This is a genomic window from Chitinophaga sp. 30R24, assembly GCF_049056765.1.
Taxonomy (GTDB): domain Bacteria; phylum Bacteroidota; class Bacteroidia; order Chitinophagales; family Chitinophagaceae; genus Chitinophaga.
Genome location: NZ_JBJGXX010000006.1, coordinates 21,556 through 40,169 on the forward strand (window position 1 = coordinate 21,556; position 18,614 = coordinate 40,169).

The following is an 18,614-nucleotide window of genomic DNA, read 5'->3' on the forward strand; positions in this document are numbered from 1 at the left end:
CAACTGACCGGATAAACTGTATTAGGCCCGTACCACCGTCCCGAATCCTCTGGATGTCTGCTTTCCCAGTCCAATACTATCAGGAAGTAACATATTTGTTACAAAATCGGCTTCAAAAGCCATCATGGTTTTATTTTTAAACTTAGTTTCTTTCTCATTAGTAACTTTGAGGTTGGCCATAATAGTACCTTCTACCTGATAGTTGATTCCTTTGCAGAAGCTGAGGATATTACCGATCAACAACGACTTTAAATGCTTTGCTCTCTGAACTTCGTCTTCACGGCGATAATCGGCGTAGTTCTTTTGATTTAAGGCCATCCACAGTGTTTGAAAGCGGTAGGCATGGAGGTCGTCTGACAGGCCAATTGTTAGTTGCTTGCTTTCGATGTTCTTTTGCAAGATAGGATAACTACAACCATCAATTTCTAAATACCGCATCTGAAGAAATAGTTGAGTCAGTAGATCAGCCCCTTCGTTAAGACCAATCAATATTGGGATATGCTCTAATACTTTGTATTGTACCATTGGGTAGCGATATAATAGTTCTCCTGATTCCAGATGGTTATGAAGCAGTGGCGACTGCTCTTTGAATAAATTGCCAAAAAATCCCCGCAGTTTATGTGCATCACGGGGAGACAAGTTTATTTCCGGAAAACGGATAACTGTTTGATGTAGTTGAATGGGCATGAGTTAGAAGAGTATAGTATGTATTTCTTTTCTATTTTTACGATTGAATCCTGTTTCAGTATCATACGCAATATTTAACAGCTGTTGGTCTATAACGAGTATATCTTCTGCCAAAGGGTGAATTGGACGTAGTTCATCCGTGTACCAGGAAGGCACTGTAATAATCCTTTGATTAAAAACACGCTTATGCGAACGCTCAAATATGATCTTCTTTTGTTTAGCCGCTTCTTTGTCAGAACAATTCAGCATATCCAAGAAAGCTTCTTTGGCAATAGTTCCACATTCATCTACTTCAACGAAAACTGAGCGGGCATTATGTTGCTCTTCAATAATTTTGAATGTTGATATACTATGGTCTTTGTTATCATATTCGAGGTTTTTCAATGATTGATATAATTTTCTGGAATAATCAAAGCCACCTTTGTCTGCTATCTGATTGAAATAGTTATGAACAAGCTCCAAATATTCAGATTCATATATTTGTATTTTCCCATTCAGCGCTTTGCGAGATTGGTCATAAGTAATTTTTCCATAAACTAGATGACAATCTCCGAAGTCTATAATATACAAAGGTAAGTATGTTCTTTCAGGATTTAGGGGATTGGCCTGCCGGTTAATACGTCCTGCTACCTGTATAATGGAATCAATAGGAGCTATGTCACGGAAACCCATATCAAAATCAAGATCAACACCAGCTTCTACTATCTGAGTAGATATGAGAATCGGGTGGAGGTTAGCACGTAGTTCCTCTTTAATTTGTTTGATTACCTCAAACCGGCGACAGGGAACAATGTTGGTGGATAAGTAATGGATTGGATTATCGTATTTTTTTTCAGATAAATACTGTTTAACGGCTTCATATAATTCAATACTTCTGTTTACAGTGTTAACTACTATAATGCACGATTGATTATTGTTCCAATGTTGATGGAAGTAGTTGCTGATAAAGTCCGCTTCATCAACAATTCCTCTGTCCAGTAAGGGCTTAATAGCTGTACGGCGATAGCTTTCATAGATGTTTTTATGATCGTCCAATAATTCTAGGTAAGCTGGCTGACCATTATTAAAAAAGGCTTTATCCGATTTGTCCAGATTATTTTCTCTCAATAAAATCTCCTGGTAGGCCAGTTCAAATATCTGTGGTTTGGTTGCTGTCATCAGTAGGATACGGGTACCCAGATACTTACATAGATGATAGAGACAAACACCAATAATCGGAATCTTATCCAGTGACAGGGTTTGTACTTCATCCAATATTACAATGGCCCCAGCCATATGGTGAAATTTTTTCAGTAGTTTATTCCGGTTGCCGATTAATGTCTGAAAAAATTGGACGAAGGAAGTAATCACCACGTCACTCTGCCAGGTATCCAGCTGCATCAGTTGTTGATGGTAATCAGATGCAATGCTTTCCCCATCATTTTCTTTTTTATTAAAAACATCTGCGTACTGATAATGTGCCAGTATATTTGTATCCGGCATGGTGTGTTCGTACTCTTCTAAAGCCTGTTCAATGATGTTAATGAAGGGAAGTCCATAAATGATCTGTGGCAGAAACTTTTCTTCCAGGTGAATTTTCTCCCGGAGCTTAAGTGCGAAATCCAATGCAACAAGTGTTTTACCTACTCCGGTAGGAGCGGTGAGCGTAAAGATCTTATGTTGCAGGATATCCGGCTTATTCAGCTTGGCAATGACTGTTTTGCGAACCTGATTGCGTAATACATTAGTGCTGCTATGTAATCGCTGATCAACGAGATCGCTTGTAATGGCTTGCCTCTGATAAACCGGTGTATCGGAGGCATCCAGCTTATCGGCTTCTATTAATAAGGAGAAGAGATAGTTAATCAGAAAATAGTGTTCAATAGATGCCTTGCCAGATTCCCGCAGGTTACGTATCTCATTCCGGCATTTTTTGAAATCAGGGAATGATAACAGTTGATGTAATGCAGGAGAGGATAGTTCATCTTTAATCTGCTCAAGGTGAGGTAGCAGACTATCTCTTTGCGTATTAAATATACTTTCTTTATCCTTTTCTTTTTTAAGACAGTCAATAATCTCCGTCAGATTGGAATGATGAGAAACAATGATAAAATAGCTAAATGCCGCGAGGATAGGGCTTTTTTCTTTATATTTTTCATGTACTGCATAAGCTCCAATGCGGGAGTGCTTTTTTAGCTCTTGGTTTGGTTTTCCTCTTTTAAGCAGGTAGTCCTGGAAAAAGATAGTGTATTTCCCTAGGTCATGATATTGGCATAGGTCATCCAGCAAATTTTCCAACGTTTGGATACTAAAGCTGAACCCTAAACCAGCGTAGAGATTCTTTATCGCTTTTCCAGTGACTCCCTGATTATGTACAGTTAAACGTTTAGACCCGGTTTGCCCGGAAGTACTTTCTTTTGAATGAGAATAAAAGATGATTGCGTTATTCATTTTCTAAGAAAGTAATTGATTGTGAATCGTCCAGTATATAGTAATCACCACTATAACTAACCTTTAGTGGCAGCGCATGATGGGTAAATAGTACACGATTCATTTTGGATATTTCCCGGTTATTATCGGCAATGAAATCTGCCGGCATCAGTTCTTCTTCTACAAAGTTACTATCATCATCTTTTTCAAAATGCAGGGCAGTAATCTTATCGGAAATAACAGCGGAATGAAGTATTACCTCCTGATTGTTGATTTTTTTATGCGCTATTTTCTCTTTCGTGAACAGGTGTACATCGTCTATATAAGCGGCAAAACCGGCTATCCCAAATGATAGATTATAATGTGTGCGCCGCTGCAACGTATACTCTTTTAGCAGATCGAATATAGGATCTGTTGTATCGAAAGCAGATACAAAAATCCTGTAACATATTTCATCACATTGTAAATTATATCCGGTTATAATTTCAAATGGAGTTTGTATGTTTCCGCCAGTTCCTCTAAAGTCAGATCTGAATGGTTTACTCTTCTCTATGTCGGCGCCCAGGTTTCCGAGACTGGTCACACGAAGAAAATTTAACCGGTGGAACGTTTTCTTCACGGGCGAACGTAAGGAAATACCTATCCGGATTTTGTCAGAAGAGAATTTCGAATAATATTCATCTTTAGGTAAACCTAGTATAGCAGCTAACATACCACTAATGGTAGTTCTGGGAGGAATACTGAAAGACAAGGAAGTGTTATTGGCATAATACTTCCTGAAGTGAGCCATCTTTCCCTTGAGATCAATCTGTAAAACTTCCATGCCTTTCTAATAATTGATGGCGGGGTGATTTTTTAAAAATGTTTCTTTGATGGCTTTGTCTTTGCCGGTATTGTCGCTGAGGAGCTGTTTCAGTTTTGAAAAATCTATTTCAAGATCTTCCAGTCCCCGCACATTTTCTTTTTTAGGCTTAACAGTCAGGTATTTTCTCAGGTCGCCGAAATAACCATTAGAGAATCCATCATTATAAACAATTTCAAGCAGTAGTTTAGCATATTGATTGAGTTTGGAACGGGTAGGGTTGGCTGAAACAGCATTCCATACAGATATCCTGAAGGTATCCCTGTCCTGTTCAGTGAGCCCTGTTGTTTGAGCGGCATGTTTATTAATGGTACCATTAAAGGCGAGTAAGCTGTAATGTACACGATAGTCTTTTCCGAAGGTGCTACTGTCATCGTTCATCGTCGTCACAATTGAATTGCTATCTACCAGATCTACTTCGTGTAAGGAATATCCCCAATTGATTTGTATAGCACCGGTATAGGCTTTCGTAAAGCCTGCGACAGCAAATGCACTTCCAAACATTCTAATATCAACAAATTTGTTCTTTACCAGCTGCGCCAGCATGTAAGTATTGAGTTCCAGATTTTTCTTATCCTGAAGTGTTTTAAATATGCTGTCTTTATCTTTTTTGCTAGATACAATTTCCTGGAACGTAGTTTTTAGTGAAGGCTTTTCCTGAAATAGCAAATCAATATCCGCTTCATTGTTAAGGACTCTGTCAATCACATACTGCAACTTTGTACCAGGACTTACTTTGTTTTCTCCTTCCATGTCTACAAAAATTTCAACTCCTTCACTTTTGAGATAGTCGCGGATAGAACGTTTCAATCGTGTATCGGTTACAAGGTTTGTTTTGGTATCATAATCCATTCTCGGTTTGTTCTCTTGGTCGGGGTCACCATTCGGATTGCATAAGGTAGCATCGAATAGGAATAGGAAATCTGAGTTATTTTGTACGATAGACATTTTATAAATTTTTATTGTTTTTTACGTTGATACCAAAAGAGTAGCCGTTTAATATGAAAAACAAGGCTTCCTGGGGATTAATATTCCAATCATTATAATGGAAGAATTCATGAAAGCGGGCATCTGTGAAAATAATTTTTCCTACCTCTTTGTATTGTTCTGCTTTCTCTACTAATGAATTCCTGAGTCGCTGTATATCATTTTTTTCCATACCGTTAAAGTTTAATTTATCGAGCACGGTTTTCTTTTTGTCTTTCTGGATATAAGCTACTGAGTTGAGCATTCTGCCTAAATAGAATAATGCTTTCTGGTAATCTTTATAATTCATTTTTTCAAAGAATTTTTCTATTCTTTGCTGGTAATCCGAAATAGAGGTGGTTTCTTCAATGCCGATTATTTCTTCTGTTTCAGTTAGATTGTTATCTTCCATATAGTTTGATAGTTTTAGTTGGGTTAAAACCTTAAAAAATGCCAGGTATTTAAAAACAGCATCTCTTATAGCAAAGTCAAAAGCATCATCACTAAATTTTTTTACATTTTTGTATGCTTCATACCGCCCAAATCGATGACAGAGAATAAGTTCAGTGAAGTGCTTAAACAGGATATCGGTATTGATTTTTCGCGTTTCTAGTATAGATTTGAAAATGGATAAAGCATTATTTTTCTTTTCTTTATCTTTCCGTAGCGGAATGAGCTGATAGATATTGTATAAATTGAATGGCCCCGATTTTTTTTCTTGATTCCAGTATTCAGTCATTACATCTTGCCATGCTACTGCGTCCTCCAGGGTTTTGAATAGCAAATCAGTATCTTCAAAAACTTTTAACACCTTTTCAAAGTGTGTTTTTGATACATCTTTTATCAGGTTGATAGTTTTGAAAGAATTGCCATCTGATTCAAACGCCAGAAAATTAAGCCAGTAGATATCTCCTTCCTGCATTTCATCTTCAATGGAAGTAATTGAACCAGCAAATACTTTACCCTGAAATAATAATTCCGATTTCTTATAAGTTTCTTCTAAAATGGTGTGATAGTTTACTGTTTTTTTCGACAAGAACTGAGGAATAATACAGTGGGAGATGCCTGCAATGCTTATTTGTTGTGTTTTCAACAGATACTCCGAAGCTCTCTCCAGATATAATTGTTCTTCAGAATTGACCTGATAGTTTTTATGAAAATTATTCTTATTAAAACCGGCAGCATAATTTAATGTAGTTTCCACAAACATGTAATTGATGCTATACCGATTAGGAAAGGCTACGCTGGTCACATTTTCTTTACTGCTGCCGGAAGCATAGCTGATCTTTTGTTCCTTTGAAACAGGTTGGGTCAATCGATCCAATCGTATAAATTTTTCGTAGCCTTCCAGTGCTGAAACACGTGTAATTTCTTGAATGCCCAGTTTGGGGGAAAGCACGGCAGCATAAGTGAGCACGATACTGCTTTTTGAGCCATTGCTTTTATAATTTCCGTCAAAAGCGTTATCGTAAATAGTTTCAGGTTTATTCCATTGCTCTTCCAGGAACCTTTCTCGCAAAGAAAAAGTTGCCGCAAGTACCTGATATAATAAGGTGCTACGAAGTTCCGGGAATTTATTGTCAATGTATTCTTGGAACTCTCCTTTAGCAGGAAGATTCCCCTTGTTATCTATTTTGCCGAAAAATGTTTTTTCAATTTGAATGATTTTTCCGGTATCACAACAAACATAAGTTGCTTTATTATTACCCCCTTTTATGGCTACATTTCTATAGGCATAAGGGGAGTCTTCGCTATAGTTGCTCACTTCATGCAGGCTGATGGTCTGTTCATCCAGATTAAAAATGATGCCGGTTATAAGGTTCTCTTTTTGAGCATTAATTTTAGGTATATCAATGATATCCGACCATTCATCAAGGTTTCTGCTAAGTTGTTCACCTAATCGGGTAAGGGTTAATAGCATATAGTGGAATATAAGGTTTAATTGCGGTTGCAATATAAATATTATAGTTTTCGCAGGTATATAGTATTTGTTATCTTTATGTTATTCAGCTTTTTTTATAAAGCTTTCATTAACTGGGCCACCAGGGGTTAGGGGCATTATTAACGTCTCTCCGAAAAAAATGATGGTGCATTATGCTACAAAATGAAAGTTAATTTTGCATTTTGATAGCAGCGCTTCAATAGAGATAATATTTGTAATTATTTGAGAAATTTATTTTCCCATCCGCTTGCATATAATCTTTCAATTGAACAATAACCTAGGTAGAAGATAGTACTCCGTATGCATGGATAACTTTTTCTGTATCCTTTTCACGACTATATAATCATGAAAATTCCCCCTCCGTTTTAATCAAATCATGTTTACTTCATTCTCAAAATGATCATAAAAGTATTTTGGCATTTCACAATTATGTTTATTTTTGCCAAGTCGTATTTATGACTTTGAAGTATTTAAAAAGAACGTACCTATACCTTGAAATGAGTGCCTGTTTGTGTTCTAGTATCTTGTAGCAATAGCGTAACCCATTCTCCCAGGTAAGTATATTTAATGTAATGATGTCGTGTGAGAGTCTTGTACCTATTGATTGTTAGCCAGCTGATATGCATAACTGTTGCTGCCCAACGGATGTTTATGGGGAATCGGTATGTGGCCGATACCGGGTATTATTATATACATAGTGGATGTAAAGGCCTGGTAAGTATTTCTGTTCCCTTGTTCAGCAGACCTGATTCGGCTAACATTACCGCCGTGCGGCTGGTAAGCAGAAAGCCTTTGCCTGTAAAACAGGAGCCGGTTCACGTGCCCCTGCTGGCAGTACATGGGAATGTGCTGTACGATTTTTATTACCAGTCCAATATTGATACTCCTTATACGGAAAGGGATATACATCAGCATACGCTCCAAACCAACCTCAGTATTACTGTAAAGAACAGATATCCGTTACGGTTATCTTTCAGCACACAACAAGGTAACTCTTCGTTATTTAGGAACCTAACGGGTGCAAGGTTATATTATAATAACCGGGACTTTAGGAACCAACTGCTGATGAACGCCAAAAACTGGGGTATGGGGAAGCTCAAGCAACAGTTGGAACTGGATTCATTGAAGCAGTATGAAGACAGTCTGCGTGCAAAGCTGATGGCGTTGCGACTGGATATTAACATGCCCGATTATAAACAACGGCTGATAGAAGCGCGGGAGCAGGCCATGCGCTTCCAGCTGGATTCGCTGGCAGGCAGAATAACGGCCGGGCAACACGGCGACAGCCTTTACCAGCGCTTAATGGCGGAAATGAATGGAAGAAAATTATTGCTGGATTCCCTGCAGGAGCGGCTGAGCGCAACAGATAAAAAATACCGGCAGCTGGATCAGAAAATGGGCCGGCAGAAAGCGCACCTGCTGGATGTGCTGCAGCATAGCCGTAACAGCCGGGAGCTGGCTGATGAACTGGAAAGTATGAACCTGCCGGATAGTATTGTGCCCAAAGGATTTAAAACGTTACTGGCTATACGTAGTTTCGGTATCGGGCGTACGATGGCCGATTACTCGGAACTCACGGCAAAAAATATCAGTATTACGGGGGTACAACTGGAATACAATCCTTCCTGGTACCTGGCGGTTGCTACGGGTGTGGTGGATTACCAGTTCCGCAACTTCATTGTGCGGGAGCAGCGATCCCCACAGTATCTTAGCCTGGTACGGGCCGGCTGGGGGATGCGGGAAGGCAATCATGTTTTTGTTACCTATTATACCGGCAAAAAGCAGCTGTACGGAGGCGCTCTTACCGATACGGGGCACCTGGCCGACAATCACCTGATGGGCGTAGCCCTGGAGGGACAATGGAAACTGCTGCCGAATACTTTCCTGACGGCGGAAGTGGCCAAGTCTTCTCTGCCCTGGAATACACGGCAGTTTCATGGCGGTAGTAATGCCAGCAGCATGATGGATTTTTCTACGCATAGTAATGAGGCTTATACAGCTGCTTTCAGCACATTACTGCCCAACTGGAATACGCGGATAAACGGGATGTACAAGTGGATGAACAGCGATTTCCAGTCTTTCAGTCTTTATACGACCGGCTCCCGCCAGATTGCCTGGAATGTGCAGGCAGAGCAGCCGTTTTTTCATCAGCGTTTACTGCTGGCTGCTGCGATCCGCAAGAATGATTATGCCACTTTTTATATGCCCTCCAATTACCAAAGCAATACGGTGTTTAAGAGCTTACAGCTAACCATGCGTATTCCCCGGTGGCCGGTGGCGTCGCTGGGTTACCAGCCTTCTTCACAGTTGGTGAAACTGGATGAATCCCATTTTACAGAGCAGGTGTTTAGTATGCTCACGGCAACGGTTACACATACGTACAAATATCATGAAATACTGATGAGCAGTATGGCCAGCTACAGCCGTTTCTATAACCGGCAAACCGATAGTGCATTTGTATATTATAATAGCCGGAACTGGCTGGGCAGCCATACGCTTTTCCTGCCACAATTAACACTCACTGCACAGGCTGCAGCAGCTGTGACTACTGACTATGCATTATACACCCTGTCTGGTGAAGGCACCTGGAAGCTGCGTTCCTGGCTGGATGTAGGCGGTACATTGAAATATAACCTGCAGACGGTATATGACAACCGGCAATGGGGATATGGTATCAATGCCCGTATCCAGGTACCTTATTTTGGAGAGATGGCTTTACGGGGGGATAAAAGTTATATGCCCGGCAGCAGCAGGCAGCTGGTGTCGAACAATACAGGAAGATTAACCTATACCAGGATATTTTAAAATTATGACCCGAATCAAAACCCTGGCAGTTACCGTTTGTTTAACGTGGCTGCTGACGATGAAAATGAATGCGCAAGTGGTAATGTCTGTACAGGTACCACCGGCAGGTCTGTTACAGCAGTCGCAGTTATGGAACCTGGTGCTGACCAGTACCGCCAACACGCCGCTGAACGCCGTAATTGCTATGCGATTGATGGATGCCACTACTGGACAGCCGGTGCTGAACGGCATTACCCGCAGTATTGCCCTGAGCAGCGGTGCCCGGCAGCTGCAACTAAAAGATGTAAGCCCCGTTACGTATGAGTATTTATCTCCGGTGGCAGACAGGAGAGAGAATGCCTTGCTGCCTCCCGGCAGGTATAGTGTATGTTACAGCCTCATTGTAACCGGCGATAAATCGGACCATACCCAGAGCGAGCAATGCTTGAATTTTGTAGTGGAACCGGTGGCGCCGCCCCAGCTGAATAGCCCGGCGAATACTGCCATGCTGGAATCTTCATTGCCGCAGTTTACCTGGATCCCGCCAGCTCCCCTGAACCTATTTGCTGATCTGAATTACGATATGGTCTTGGTAGCACTGGAAGAAGGCCAGTCTGCTGTAGAAGCGGTTCAATCTAATATGGCGGTATACCGGTTTTCCGGTCTTCGCCAGCCTTTCCTGCCTTATCCGGCAGGAGCGCCAGCGCTGGACAGCGGTATTACCTATGCCTGGATGATTACGGCCAATAATGGCCGGCAATATGCAGCACAAACAGATGTATGGACATTCCGGGTAAAAAAGCCTGCCAATGTGCTTGTAGACGACCTGACTGCCTTTGTAGAGCTGAGACGGGAAAGTGGCCCGGCCATCAACAGTGGAAAATCTGTGAAGTGTACTTATGTAAATGATGCGGGCGATGCAACGGCTACCTATGAAATCATTGCCCTGGAAGAAAATAACCGGGTTGTCCGACAAGGACAGGTAAGCCTGCAACCAGGCGCCAATATGATGGTATTACCGCTGCAAAACGGTAGCAGGTTATCTTCCGGGAAAACTTACCTATTCCGGCTGATGAATAAAAGATCCGAAAACTGGGAAATGAAATTTATATATACCCCATCCCTTTAAAAAAAGACGGGCACTTATCCCTTACCTAAAATAGAATGAAATGATACTGGCTATTGCAGCGAGAGGAAAAAAATGGATTGCAGCTTCCCTGTTGGGAGTGATGTACCTGGATATGCTGATCCCGGTACCGGTAAGAGCAGCTGTAAGCAATACCCGCAATATCCCTGTTGCGGTAAACACACGGGAAAGCTATACGGTGCCGGCAGCTGTTCGGCCTGTAATCGCCGCCCCTGTAACAAAAGGTAACAGTAAAGCCTATACGCCACCAGCTAAAAAAGCAGATCTGGGCGGTCCTACGCAACCGGAGACGCAGACCTTTCACCCGGCGGGAACAGATAATATGGTGGATCTTTTCTCCGGGGATTTTCATTATTCCATTCCCCTGCTGGATGTAGGTGGTTACCCGGTTACCCTGGGGTATAATAGTGGTATATCCATGGATCAGGAGGCCAGTTGGGTAGGCTTGGGATGGAATATTAACCCGGGAAGTATTACCCGGAACCTGAGAGGGCTCCCAGACGATTTTGACGGAGATATTGTTAGTAAAGAATTATCCATACGGGATAACGAAACGGTAGGAGTTAACCTGGGGTCGGATATGGAGATCATAGGGCTGCCGATGCCGCTTAGTCTTGGCGGCCACCTGGGTGTTTTTAAAAATACCTATAAAGGATGGGGATTTGAGACTGCTGCCAACGCATCTATCAGTGCAGGAAAATCAGCAGGAGGCCAGGCTACTTTCGGGATGTCTATCGCCAATAATTCCCAGACAGGGTTAACTATTTCCAGTACCATCGGGTATAAAAGCAAAGCAGAGGAAGTGAATGCCAATGCGGCTGTTTCGGGCCATGTTAGTATCGGATCATCTTATAATTCCAGGTCGGGATTATCCGGTTTGCAGTTATCCGGCGGCGTTAGTGCTACAAAGGCAACAGAAAAGAGTACTAAAAATTCGGCAGGTGAAACTGTAACCAAGGAACAGCAATTTAAGACGGGCAGAAGTGCGAGCGCATTTTTCTCTTTCGCCTCCCCGGCGTATACGCCCACTATCAATATGCCCTATACGAATACGGCTACTACTGTTACCCTGAAAGTGGGTACGGTTTATACGGTAATACATCCTGCTTATTTTATCAGCGGTTATTATACAAAACAGGGAATTGAAAAGGGAGACAAGTTTTTAAGCCTGCCCGCCTATGGATATCTCAACTATGAGCATGCCAATAATAACCGCAACGCACTGCTGGATTTTAACCGGGAGAAGGATATTCCGTACCGCGACAAACCGGCGGTGCCCAACATCGGGGTACCTTCCTATACCTACGACATTTTTAATCTATCCGGTGAGGGCATTGGCGGCAACTTCCGGGCTTATCGCAATGATATTGGCTATGTATACGATAATACCATGACTACCCGGGATGGTTCCCGGAGTATCAGTGCAGATATTGGCGGCGGCTTTATCGGGCATGTGGGCGTGGATATGGATTTTACAAGGGTGATCACTTCGGCGGGTTTATGGGATGAGAGCAACCCATTAAAAGATATTGCAGCTTTCCGGAAAACAGACAAGCGTTTTGAATCCGCATATTTCAGGAGCCCGGGAGAGAAAACAATCAACTCCCTTTCCTTTTATGAGGCACTGGGCGGTGACCAGCTGGTGACGCCCCGCTTGTCGCAATTGGGAAATACTGCCCAGATTCAGACTACTAACCGGCTAACACCATACCAGAAGGGGCTTCCGCAACAGGATATTTCACTGAATACCCACAACGTTGTGAAGCCCGACAGGGAAAAGAGAACCCAGGTAATTTCTTACCTGACAGCGAAAGAGGCTGCGGAAGTAGGATTATCCAGGTATATTGAAAACTACACAGAGAATACTTTTTCTGTAAAGAAAAGCAAGGATGAATTTGTAGATGAATTTTACGGCCCCGGAGATGGTTTATGGGGACTTTACTACAGTGATGAGTGGCTTAGCAACTATAGCCGGTCAGTAAAGGAATCGGAAATTAATTTCCCCACCCTGAGCAGTTTTGATTACAAGGTAAACCCGCAGGCCAAGGCAGGAAATTATTTTAGTGCAAGGTATATCAGCAGGCTGAAAATACCGGTCAGCGGCCGGTATACTTTTAAAACGATTTCTGATGACGGGGTTAAACTGTGGATGTCGGACGGTAAATCGAAAATGGAAGTATTTATAGACTCGTTGAATGAACAACATGATATAGCACATTATGCGACACTGGACCTGGAAGGGGGAAAACTCTATGACATTGAACTGCAGTACAACCAGGCCAAGAAATTAGCCAGGTTTGAATTTTACTGGAAGTCGGATGCGCTAGCTCCCGGTATGGATTTTCAGATTGTACCCCGCACCAAATTCTTCACGCAGAAGGATGCCACTTCCTTCCCAGTCGGCGATGCCGCTCATCCGTGGATGACACGGGAGAAACGGCTCAATGAATTCAGAAAGGAAAATCATATTTCTGAAATTGATGTGCTCAACAACGATGGCCGCCGCTACGTATATGGTATACCGGTATATAACCTTTCCCAGAAAGAAACCACTTTCTCAGTAGCCGGCAATACCGGCAAGCCGGATGAAGGACTGGTTCCTTACCGGTCTGGCTCAGATGATACACCTGATAATATGCAGGGACGCGACCGGTATTTCACCGCAGAACGGATGCCGCCCTATGCCCATTCCTTTCTGCTGACCGGTATCTTAACTCCCGATTATGTAGATATGACGGGTGATGGTATCTCTGATGATGATGCGGGCAATGCTATCCGGTTTAACTATACGAAAACTGCCGGCCTGGGTAACCCTTATAAATGGAGAGCGCCCTATAACAATCAGGCTACCTTTAATGAAGGACTGAAAACCGATAACCGGGATGATAAGGGCAGTTATGTTAGCGGTACCAAAGAAATATGGTATCTCAATTCTGTTGAGTCTAAAAGCATGGTCGCTATTTTTACCCTGGGCAGCCGAAAAGATCTGATGCAGATAGACAGCGTGGGTAACAAGTCCGACGGTGGTGCGAGGTTGCTGAAGCAGATAGACTTGTATGTGAAAGCAGACTTTATAAAGAACGGTGCAAAAGCAAGGCCGGTAAAAACGGTACACTTCAACTATTCCTATGAGCTATGTCCCGGTATTAACCAGGATGGAAGTGGTAAACTAACCTTAAAGGAAGTGTGGTTTTCCTACAACGGCAATGATAAAGGGATGAAGAATGCTTATCATTTTAACTATAATAAACTGAACCCTGCCTATAATCCCAGCAGGAACGATCGTTGGGGTAATTACAAGGACCCGCTGCAGAATCCCGGTTCCGTAGCAGGAAGCCTGATCAATAACTCAGATTATCCTTATGCCATACAGGACAGCGTCAGGGCGGCCGCCAATGCAGCTGCCTGGACCCTGGATTCCCTCGTAATGCCTTCCGGTGGAAAGCTCAAGATAGATTATGAAAGCGATGATTATGCTTATGTGCAGGATAAAAGGGCTATGCAGATGTGCAAAGTGGCCGGCCTGAGCAAGCATGAGCCTACCAGCCTGTCGGATATTTCTAACCGCCTTTATGAAACAGGCCTGGATAATATGTATGTATCTATTCATGTACCCGTTGCGGTTACTACGAAAGAGGAGGTCCGTGCCCGTTACCTGGATAACATAGAAAAATTATACTTCCGCCTCTTTGTAAAAATGCCTTCGGATAACTATGGCAGAGGTAGTGAAATAGTATCCTGTTATGCAGATATCGATACCGCTGGCAGGTATGGCTTTTACAATGATGGCAATACTATATGGGTGAAACTGAAAGGTATTTCATCCCTGGGTACCCCTGGGGGCACTATGAGCCCGCTGGTAAAAGCGTCTATGCAGTTTCTCCGCCTGAACCTGCCTTCAAAAGCCTATCCGGGATCGGATGTGGGCGACCGGATAGATGCCAAAGAAGCGGTGCAGATGTTATTAACCCAGGCAGATAATATTATTAATACCCTCAGTAGTTTTGAAAATATAGGACGACTGAAAGGGGTAGCGCAACAGATTGATCTGTCCCGGTCGCTGGTGAGGATTTGCAGCCCTACGCTTAAAAAGTATGGCGGTGGTTTGCGGGTAAAACGCATCGTCACTTATGATAACTGGAGTAAGATGACCGGCCAGCGGGGCGCCACTTACGGTAAGGAATATACGTATACCAGCACTCAATTGCTAAATGGTGAACAGGTAGAGATCAGCAGTGGGGTAGCTTCGTGGGAACCGATGCTGGGTGGCGAAGAAAATCCCTGGCGTGTACCGATCGAATATGAGGAGCGAGTGAGCGCACTGGCCCCTACTACAATGGGATACACCGAAGAGCCCCTGGGTGAAGGCTTTTTCCCGGCGCCATCAGTAGGCTATAGTAAAGTGCGCGTAAGAAGTATTCATACCAAAAACAACCGCTCTGCCAACGGCGTGGATGAAACCAGGTTTTTCACTACCCGGGATTTCCCAACGATCGCTGAATGCACCCCGATCAATAACGATACCCGGAAACGCTATAAAACGCCTTTAGGTAGTTTGTTGCGGATATATAATAAGCATTACCTGGCAGTATCCCAGGGATTCAAGATAGAATTGAATGATATGAATGGGAAGATCCGCTCGGAAGCTACCTGTTCTGAAACGGATCCGAATCACTGGATCACTTATACGGAGAATTTTTATCACGTGGATAATCCCAATGCTGCCCGGTTGCACCTGAATAACCAGGTACTGACCATTTCCCCGCAGGGGCAGGTACAGCATAGTGAAATCGGTAAAGACCTGGAACTGATGCTGGATATGCGACAGGAAAGGTCGCTGACCAACGGATTAAATGCGAGCGCCAATACAGACGCATTCACGATAGCCGTTTGGCCAGTGGTGATACCCTCCCTGATTCCGTTGCCTCAGAGAGAGGAAACAGTATTCCGGTCGGTTGCTGCTACCAAAGTGATTTACCGGCACGGGATACTGGATAGCATGGTGGCCATTGATAAGGGCAGTAAAGTATCCACGCACCAGTTGCTGTATGATACGGAAACCGGCGACCCCGTACTGACTTCCGTACAGAACGAGTACAACGACCGGGTATATAATTATACCTATCCTGCCGGTTGGATCTACGAGGGTATGTCTGGCGCTTATAAGAACATCGGTGTAACCCTGGAGGATATTGATATCCAGCAGGGACGTATTGTTGGGGGACTGAGTGGTAAAGTAACCGATTATTTCTTCTCCGGTGATGAGATACTGGCTTATGCAAGACGTAAGGTTTGGGGAGAAATATGCGATACTACTGTTGCCCATTGGCCGCTTGCTTTCAAGGTATGGGCAGTGGATGCTAACATGCTGAAAGGCGGTACACCGGATATTTACTTTATCAACCAGGATGGCACGCCTTTAAGCGGCAGGCATATTTCCATGAAGATTATCCGCTCCGGCAGAAGGAACATTGCTGTTCCGGCAGGTAGCGTAACGATGTTGGACAATCCTTTGCAGGGCGACGCCTTTGTATTGAATAACAGTTCCCGTATCGTCAATGCCGCTGCCACGGAGTTTAAGGAATTCTGGATGGTGCCCGACCGGAAAGTGCCTGTGGTGATTATTGATACCTTCAGGAATGTGGCTATAGACTCTACGTTCCTGGTTACCTGCGGTGCTAACCAGCAATCCGTAAAAGTAACGGTGCCGGCCAGTAAATTCAGTTCCGTTGTAAGTCAGCAAATGGCCAATGAGATAGCGTGGTCTTATATGGAAGCTGCCGGCCCTTCCCTGGCGAAGGCGCAGATAGGTTGTGGCTTTTATTACAGCGATTCCACATCCGGTTATTTCCAGCGCAATTGCCCTGGCGGAGCAGCGGGAGATGTTGTGCGGTACTTCCTGCCGGCTGGCGCAGATTCATCCCTGGTAAGTAAAGAGGAGGCTAATAACCTTGCCAAAGTAAGGTTGCAAACGGAAGGACCCGCATATGCCGCTCAATACGGCCGTTGCTATTATTATAACGAGCCGCAGACCGGTACTTTTACGAAGAATGATTGCCCGAGTGGTACAGTCGGTTTGTCGATATCATATACTGTACCGGCTAATCAAGATACTTCTTATACAAGCGTAGCTGCTGCCAACCAGAAGGCGCAGGCGAGGTTGAGTACAGAAGGGCAGGCCTATGCAAATGCCAATGCAGGGTGTACGTTCTATGTGAAATTGGCTCAGGTTGAACCGCAACAATATACAGAGGAGATAAGCCCTACGGAAAGACATGATGTGACAGCGACAAGCCTGAAAGTAAGCTGTTTTGCTGATAAGGCTTGTACTATTCCTGTTACCGTAACGAACCAGGTGATAAGAATTCAACAGTCTATAATTAACAGAGACGGCAGCATCGACTATGTACATAAATCCTATTCAATGACGGGTTCGAGTGCTATTGTTGATAGCCGTGTGCCTGTAAGCGTAACTGTTTCTATCTGGGATAGGGGTTGGCATATTGAGCCGGATAACATTGTATATGGTTATCAGCTTGAATCCAGTCCTAATTACATCATTGTACCATGATAACAACGAATTATATGCAGCGACTAATAATAATCATCTGCCTTGTGATAGGTATGCTCACACATGGCCGCCTTGATGTAAAGGCGGAATGGTATCTGCGGCCGGATACCTCCGGCACCTGCATCAGCGCGGTGAAAGATACAGGTATCAATCCCTATACGCTGGGTATTGCGGGCAACTGGCGGCCTAACCGCAGCTATACTTACTATAGCGCCCGGAAGGAATCGGATGCCACTGTAAGTGCTACCGATATCCGTAATGAAGGGGCCTTCGCTTCCTTCATTCCTTTCTGGAACCGGAGGGGTAGTGATAATACCCTGCAACCGCAGGCGGATACCACGGTATGGGTTTGGAACAGCGAATCGACCCTATTTAATACCAAAGGTTTTGAACTAGAGAATAAGGATCCGCTGGGAAGATATAATGCCGGGCAATACGGTTACGCCAATACGTTGCCGGTGGCGGTAACCCAGAATGCACGCTACCGCGAGGCACTTTTCGAGGGTTTTGAGGACTACGATTTTGCGGCTAATACGGATACGGTTTGTGCAGTAGAGCGCAACATAGATTTTGGGCCTTATCAGCAAAACCTGGATAGTAATGTGGCGCACACAGGAAAATATTCCCTGCTGGTGGATAAGAACAGTACAGTAAGTGTGGGAGCGCAGGTACTATCGGGAGATGATGCCGGTTTTGATTTTACGATCAATACCGGTAGCCTGAGCTGTTTTCCGGGAGCCGTTTTATTGAAAAGCATCCGGGCCGACGGGAAGGTGATCCTGCCATCCTTTTCGCCGCAAGCCGGCAAAAGGATGATCGTGAGCGTATGGGTAAGAGAGCAACTGGAATGTGATTGCAGCAGCTATTCCCGTTCTACGCTGACCGTGAATACAGGTACTGCCAGCGTGATGGCCCGGCCTTCGGGAAATATTATTGAAGGCTGGCAGCAGGTAACTGTCTTGGTGGATGTTCCTGCCGGCGCCACCACTTTTTCAGTGGTTCTTTCCGCCACAGGTAACAGTCCCGTGTATTTCGATGATCTGCGTATCCATCCCTATAATGCCAATATGAAATCATATGTATATGATCCTGTTAACCTGCGCTTAATGGCGGAACTGGATGAAAACAATTATGCCGCTTTCTATGAATACGATGATGACGGCACCTTGATCCGTGTTAAGAAGGAAACAGAAAGAGGGGTTAAAACCATTACAGAAAGCCGCAGTGCATTGATAAAAGAATAAAG

The 18,614-nt window shown here is 43.7% G+C and carries 9 protein-coding genes; 4 read left to right on the forward strand and 5 right to left on the reverse strand.

What is annotated here, in order from left to right; translation table 11 throughout:
* Positions 1-21: 21 nt before the first annotated feature.
* The 5 genes from ACDQ55_RS14465 to ACDQ55_RS14485 are packed head-to-tail and all read right to left on the reverse strand — an operon-like array spanning position 22 to position 6,845.
* Positions 22-687: a CRISPR-associated endonuclease Cas6 gene (locus tag ACDQ55_RS14465; protein WP_420982116.1), complete on the reverse strand. Its 666-nt coding sequence runs from the start codon at positions 685-687 to the stop codon at positions 22-24.
* A gap of 3 nt (positions 688-690) precedes the next feature.
* The gene (gene cas3 / locus ACDQ55_RS14470; RefSeq protein ID WP_420982117.1) at positions 691-3,117 is read right to left on the reverse strand and encodes a CRISPR-associated helicase Cas3'; all 2,427 of its coding nucleotides are present in this window, start codon (positions 3,115-3,117) and stop codon (positions 691-693) included.
* A complete protein-coding gene (gene cas5 / locus ACDQ55_RS14475; protein WP_420982118.1) occupies positions 3,110-3,919 on the reverse strand; it encodes a CRISPR-associated protein Cas5 in 810 nt (269 codons plus the stop codon). Before cas5 ends, cas3 begins: the two co-directional genes overlap by 8 nt.
* A gap of 6 nt (positions 3,920-3,925) precedes the next feature.
* Positions 3,926-4,906, reverse strand: a complete 981-nt coding sequence (locus ACDQ55_RS14480) for a CRISPR-associated protein (RefSeq protein ID WP_420982119.1) — start codon at positions 4,904-4,906, stop codon at positions 3,926-3,928.
* Between the two features lies 1 nt (position 4,907).
* Positions 4,908-6,845 (reverse strand): TM1802 family CRISPR-associated protein, encoded by a 1,938-nt coding sequence (locus ACDQ55_RS14485; RefSeq protein WP_420982120.1) that lies wholly within the window; start codon positions 6,843-6,845, stop codon positions 4,908-4,910.
* A gap of 672 nt (positions 6,846-7,517) precedes the next feature.
* Between ACDQ55_RS14485 and ACDQ55_RS14490 the strand changes: the two genes are divergently transcribed.
* From ACDQ55_RS14490 to ACDQ55_RS14505, 4 genes are read left to right on the forward strand one after another with little or no spacing between them, the layout of a single operon-like run.
* Complete coding sequence (locus ACDQ55_RS14490; RefSeq protein ID WP_420982121.1) at positions 7,518-9,671, forward strand: hypothetical protein; 2,154 nt, start codon at positions 7,518-7,520, stop codon at positions 9,669-9,671.
* 4 nt (positions 9,672-9,675) lie between these two features.
* A complete protein-coding gene (locus ACDQ55_RS14495; protein ID WP_420982122.1) occupies positions 9,676-10,779 on the forward strand; it encodes a hypothetical protein in 1,104 nt (367 codons plus the stop codon).
* Between the two features lie 40 nt (positions 10,780-10,819).
* On the forward strand, positions 10,820-17,368 hold the full coding sequence (locus tag ACDQ55_RS14500; RefSeq protein ID WP_420982123.1) for a DUF5977 domain-containing protein: 6,549 nt from the start codon (positions 10,820-10,822) through the stop codon (positions 17,366-17,368).
* Between the two features lie 14 nt (positions 17,369-17,382).
* Complete coding sequence (locus ACDQ55_RS14505) at positions 17,383-18,612, forward strand: hypothetical protein (protein ID WP_420982124.1); 1,230 nt, start codon at positions 17,383-17,385, stop codon at positions 18,610-18,612.
* The last annotated feature ends 2 nt before the right edge of the window (positions 18,613-18,614 follow it).

Bases quoted from the DNA above. Each gene is read 5' to 3' on its own strand.
- cas5 (WP_420982118.1), bottom strand. From the start codon at position 3,919: ATGGAAGTTTTACAGATTGATCTCAAGGGAAAGATGGCTCACTTCAGG.
- cas3 (WP_420982117.1), bottom strand. From the start codon at position 3,117: ATGAATAACGCAATCATCTTTTATTCTCATTCAAAAGAAAGTACTTCC.
- ACDQ55_RS14490 (WP_420982121.1), top strand. From the start codon at position 7,518: ATGGGGAATCGGTATGTGGCCGATACCGGGTATTATTATATACATAGT.
- ACDQ55_RS14480 (WP_420982119.1), bottom strand. From the start codon at position 4,906: ATGTCTATCGTACAAAATAACTCAGATTTCCTATTCCTATTCGATGCT.
- ACDQ55_RS14495 (WP_420982122.1), top strand. From the start codon at position 9,676: ATGACCCGAATCAAAACCCTGGCAGTTACCGTTTGTTTAACGTGGCTG.
- ACDQ55_RS14505 (WP_420982124.1), top strand. From the start codon at position 17,383: ATGCAGCGACTAATAATAATCATCTGCCTTGTGATAGGTATGCTCACA.
- ACDQ55_RS14485 (WP_420982120.1), bottom strand. From the start codon at position 6,845: ATGCTATTAACCCTTACCCGATTAGGTGAACAACTTAGCAGAAACCTT.
- ACDQ55_RS14500 (WP_420982123.1), top strand. From the start codon at position 10,820: ATGATACTGGCTATTGCAGCGAGAGGAAAAAAATGGATTGCAGCTTCC.
- ACDQ55_RS14465 (WP_420982116.1), bottom strand. From the start codon at position 687: ATGCCCATTCAACTACATCAAACAGTTATCCGTTTTCCGGAAATAAAC.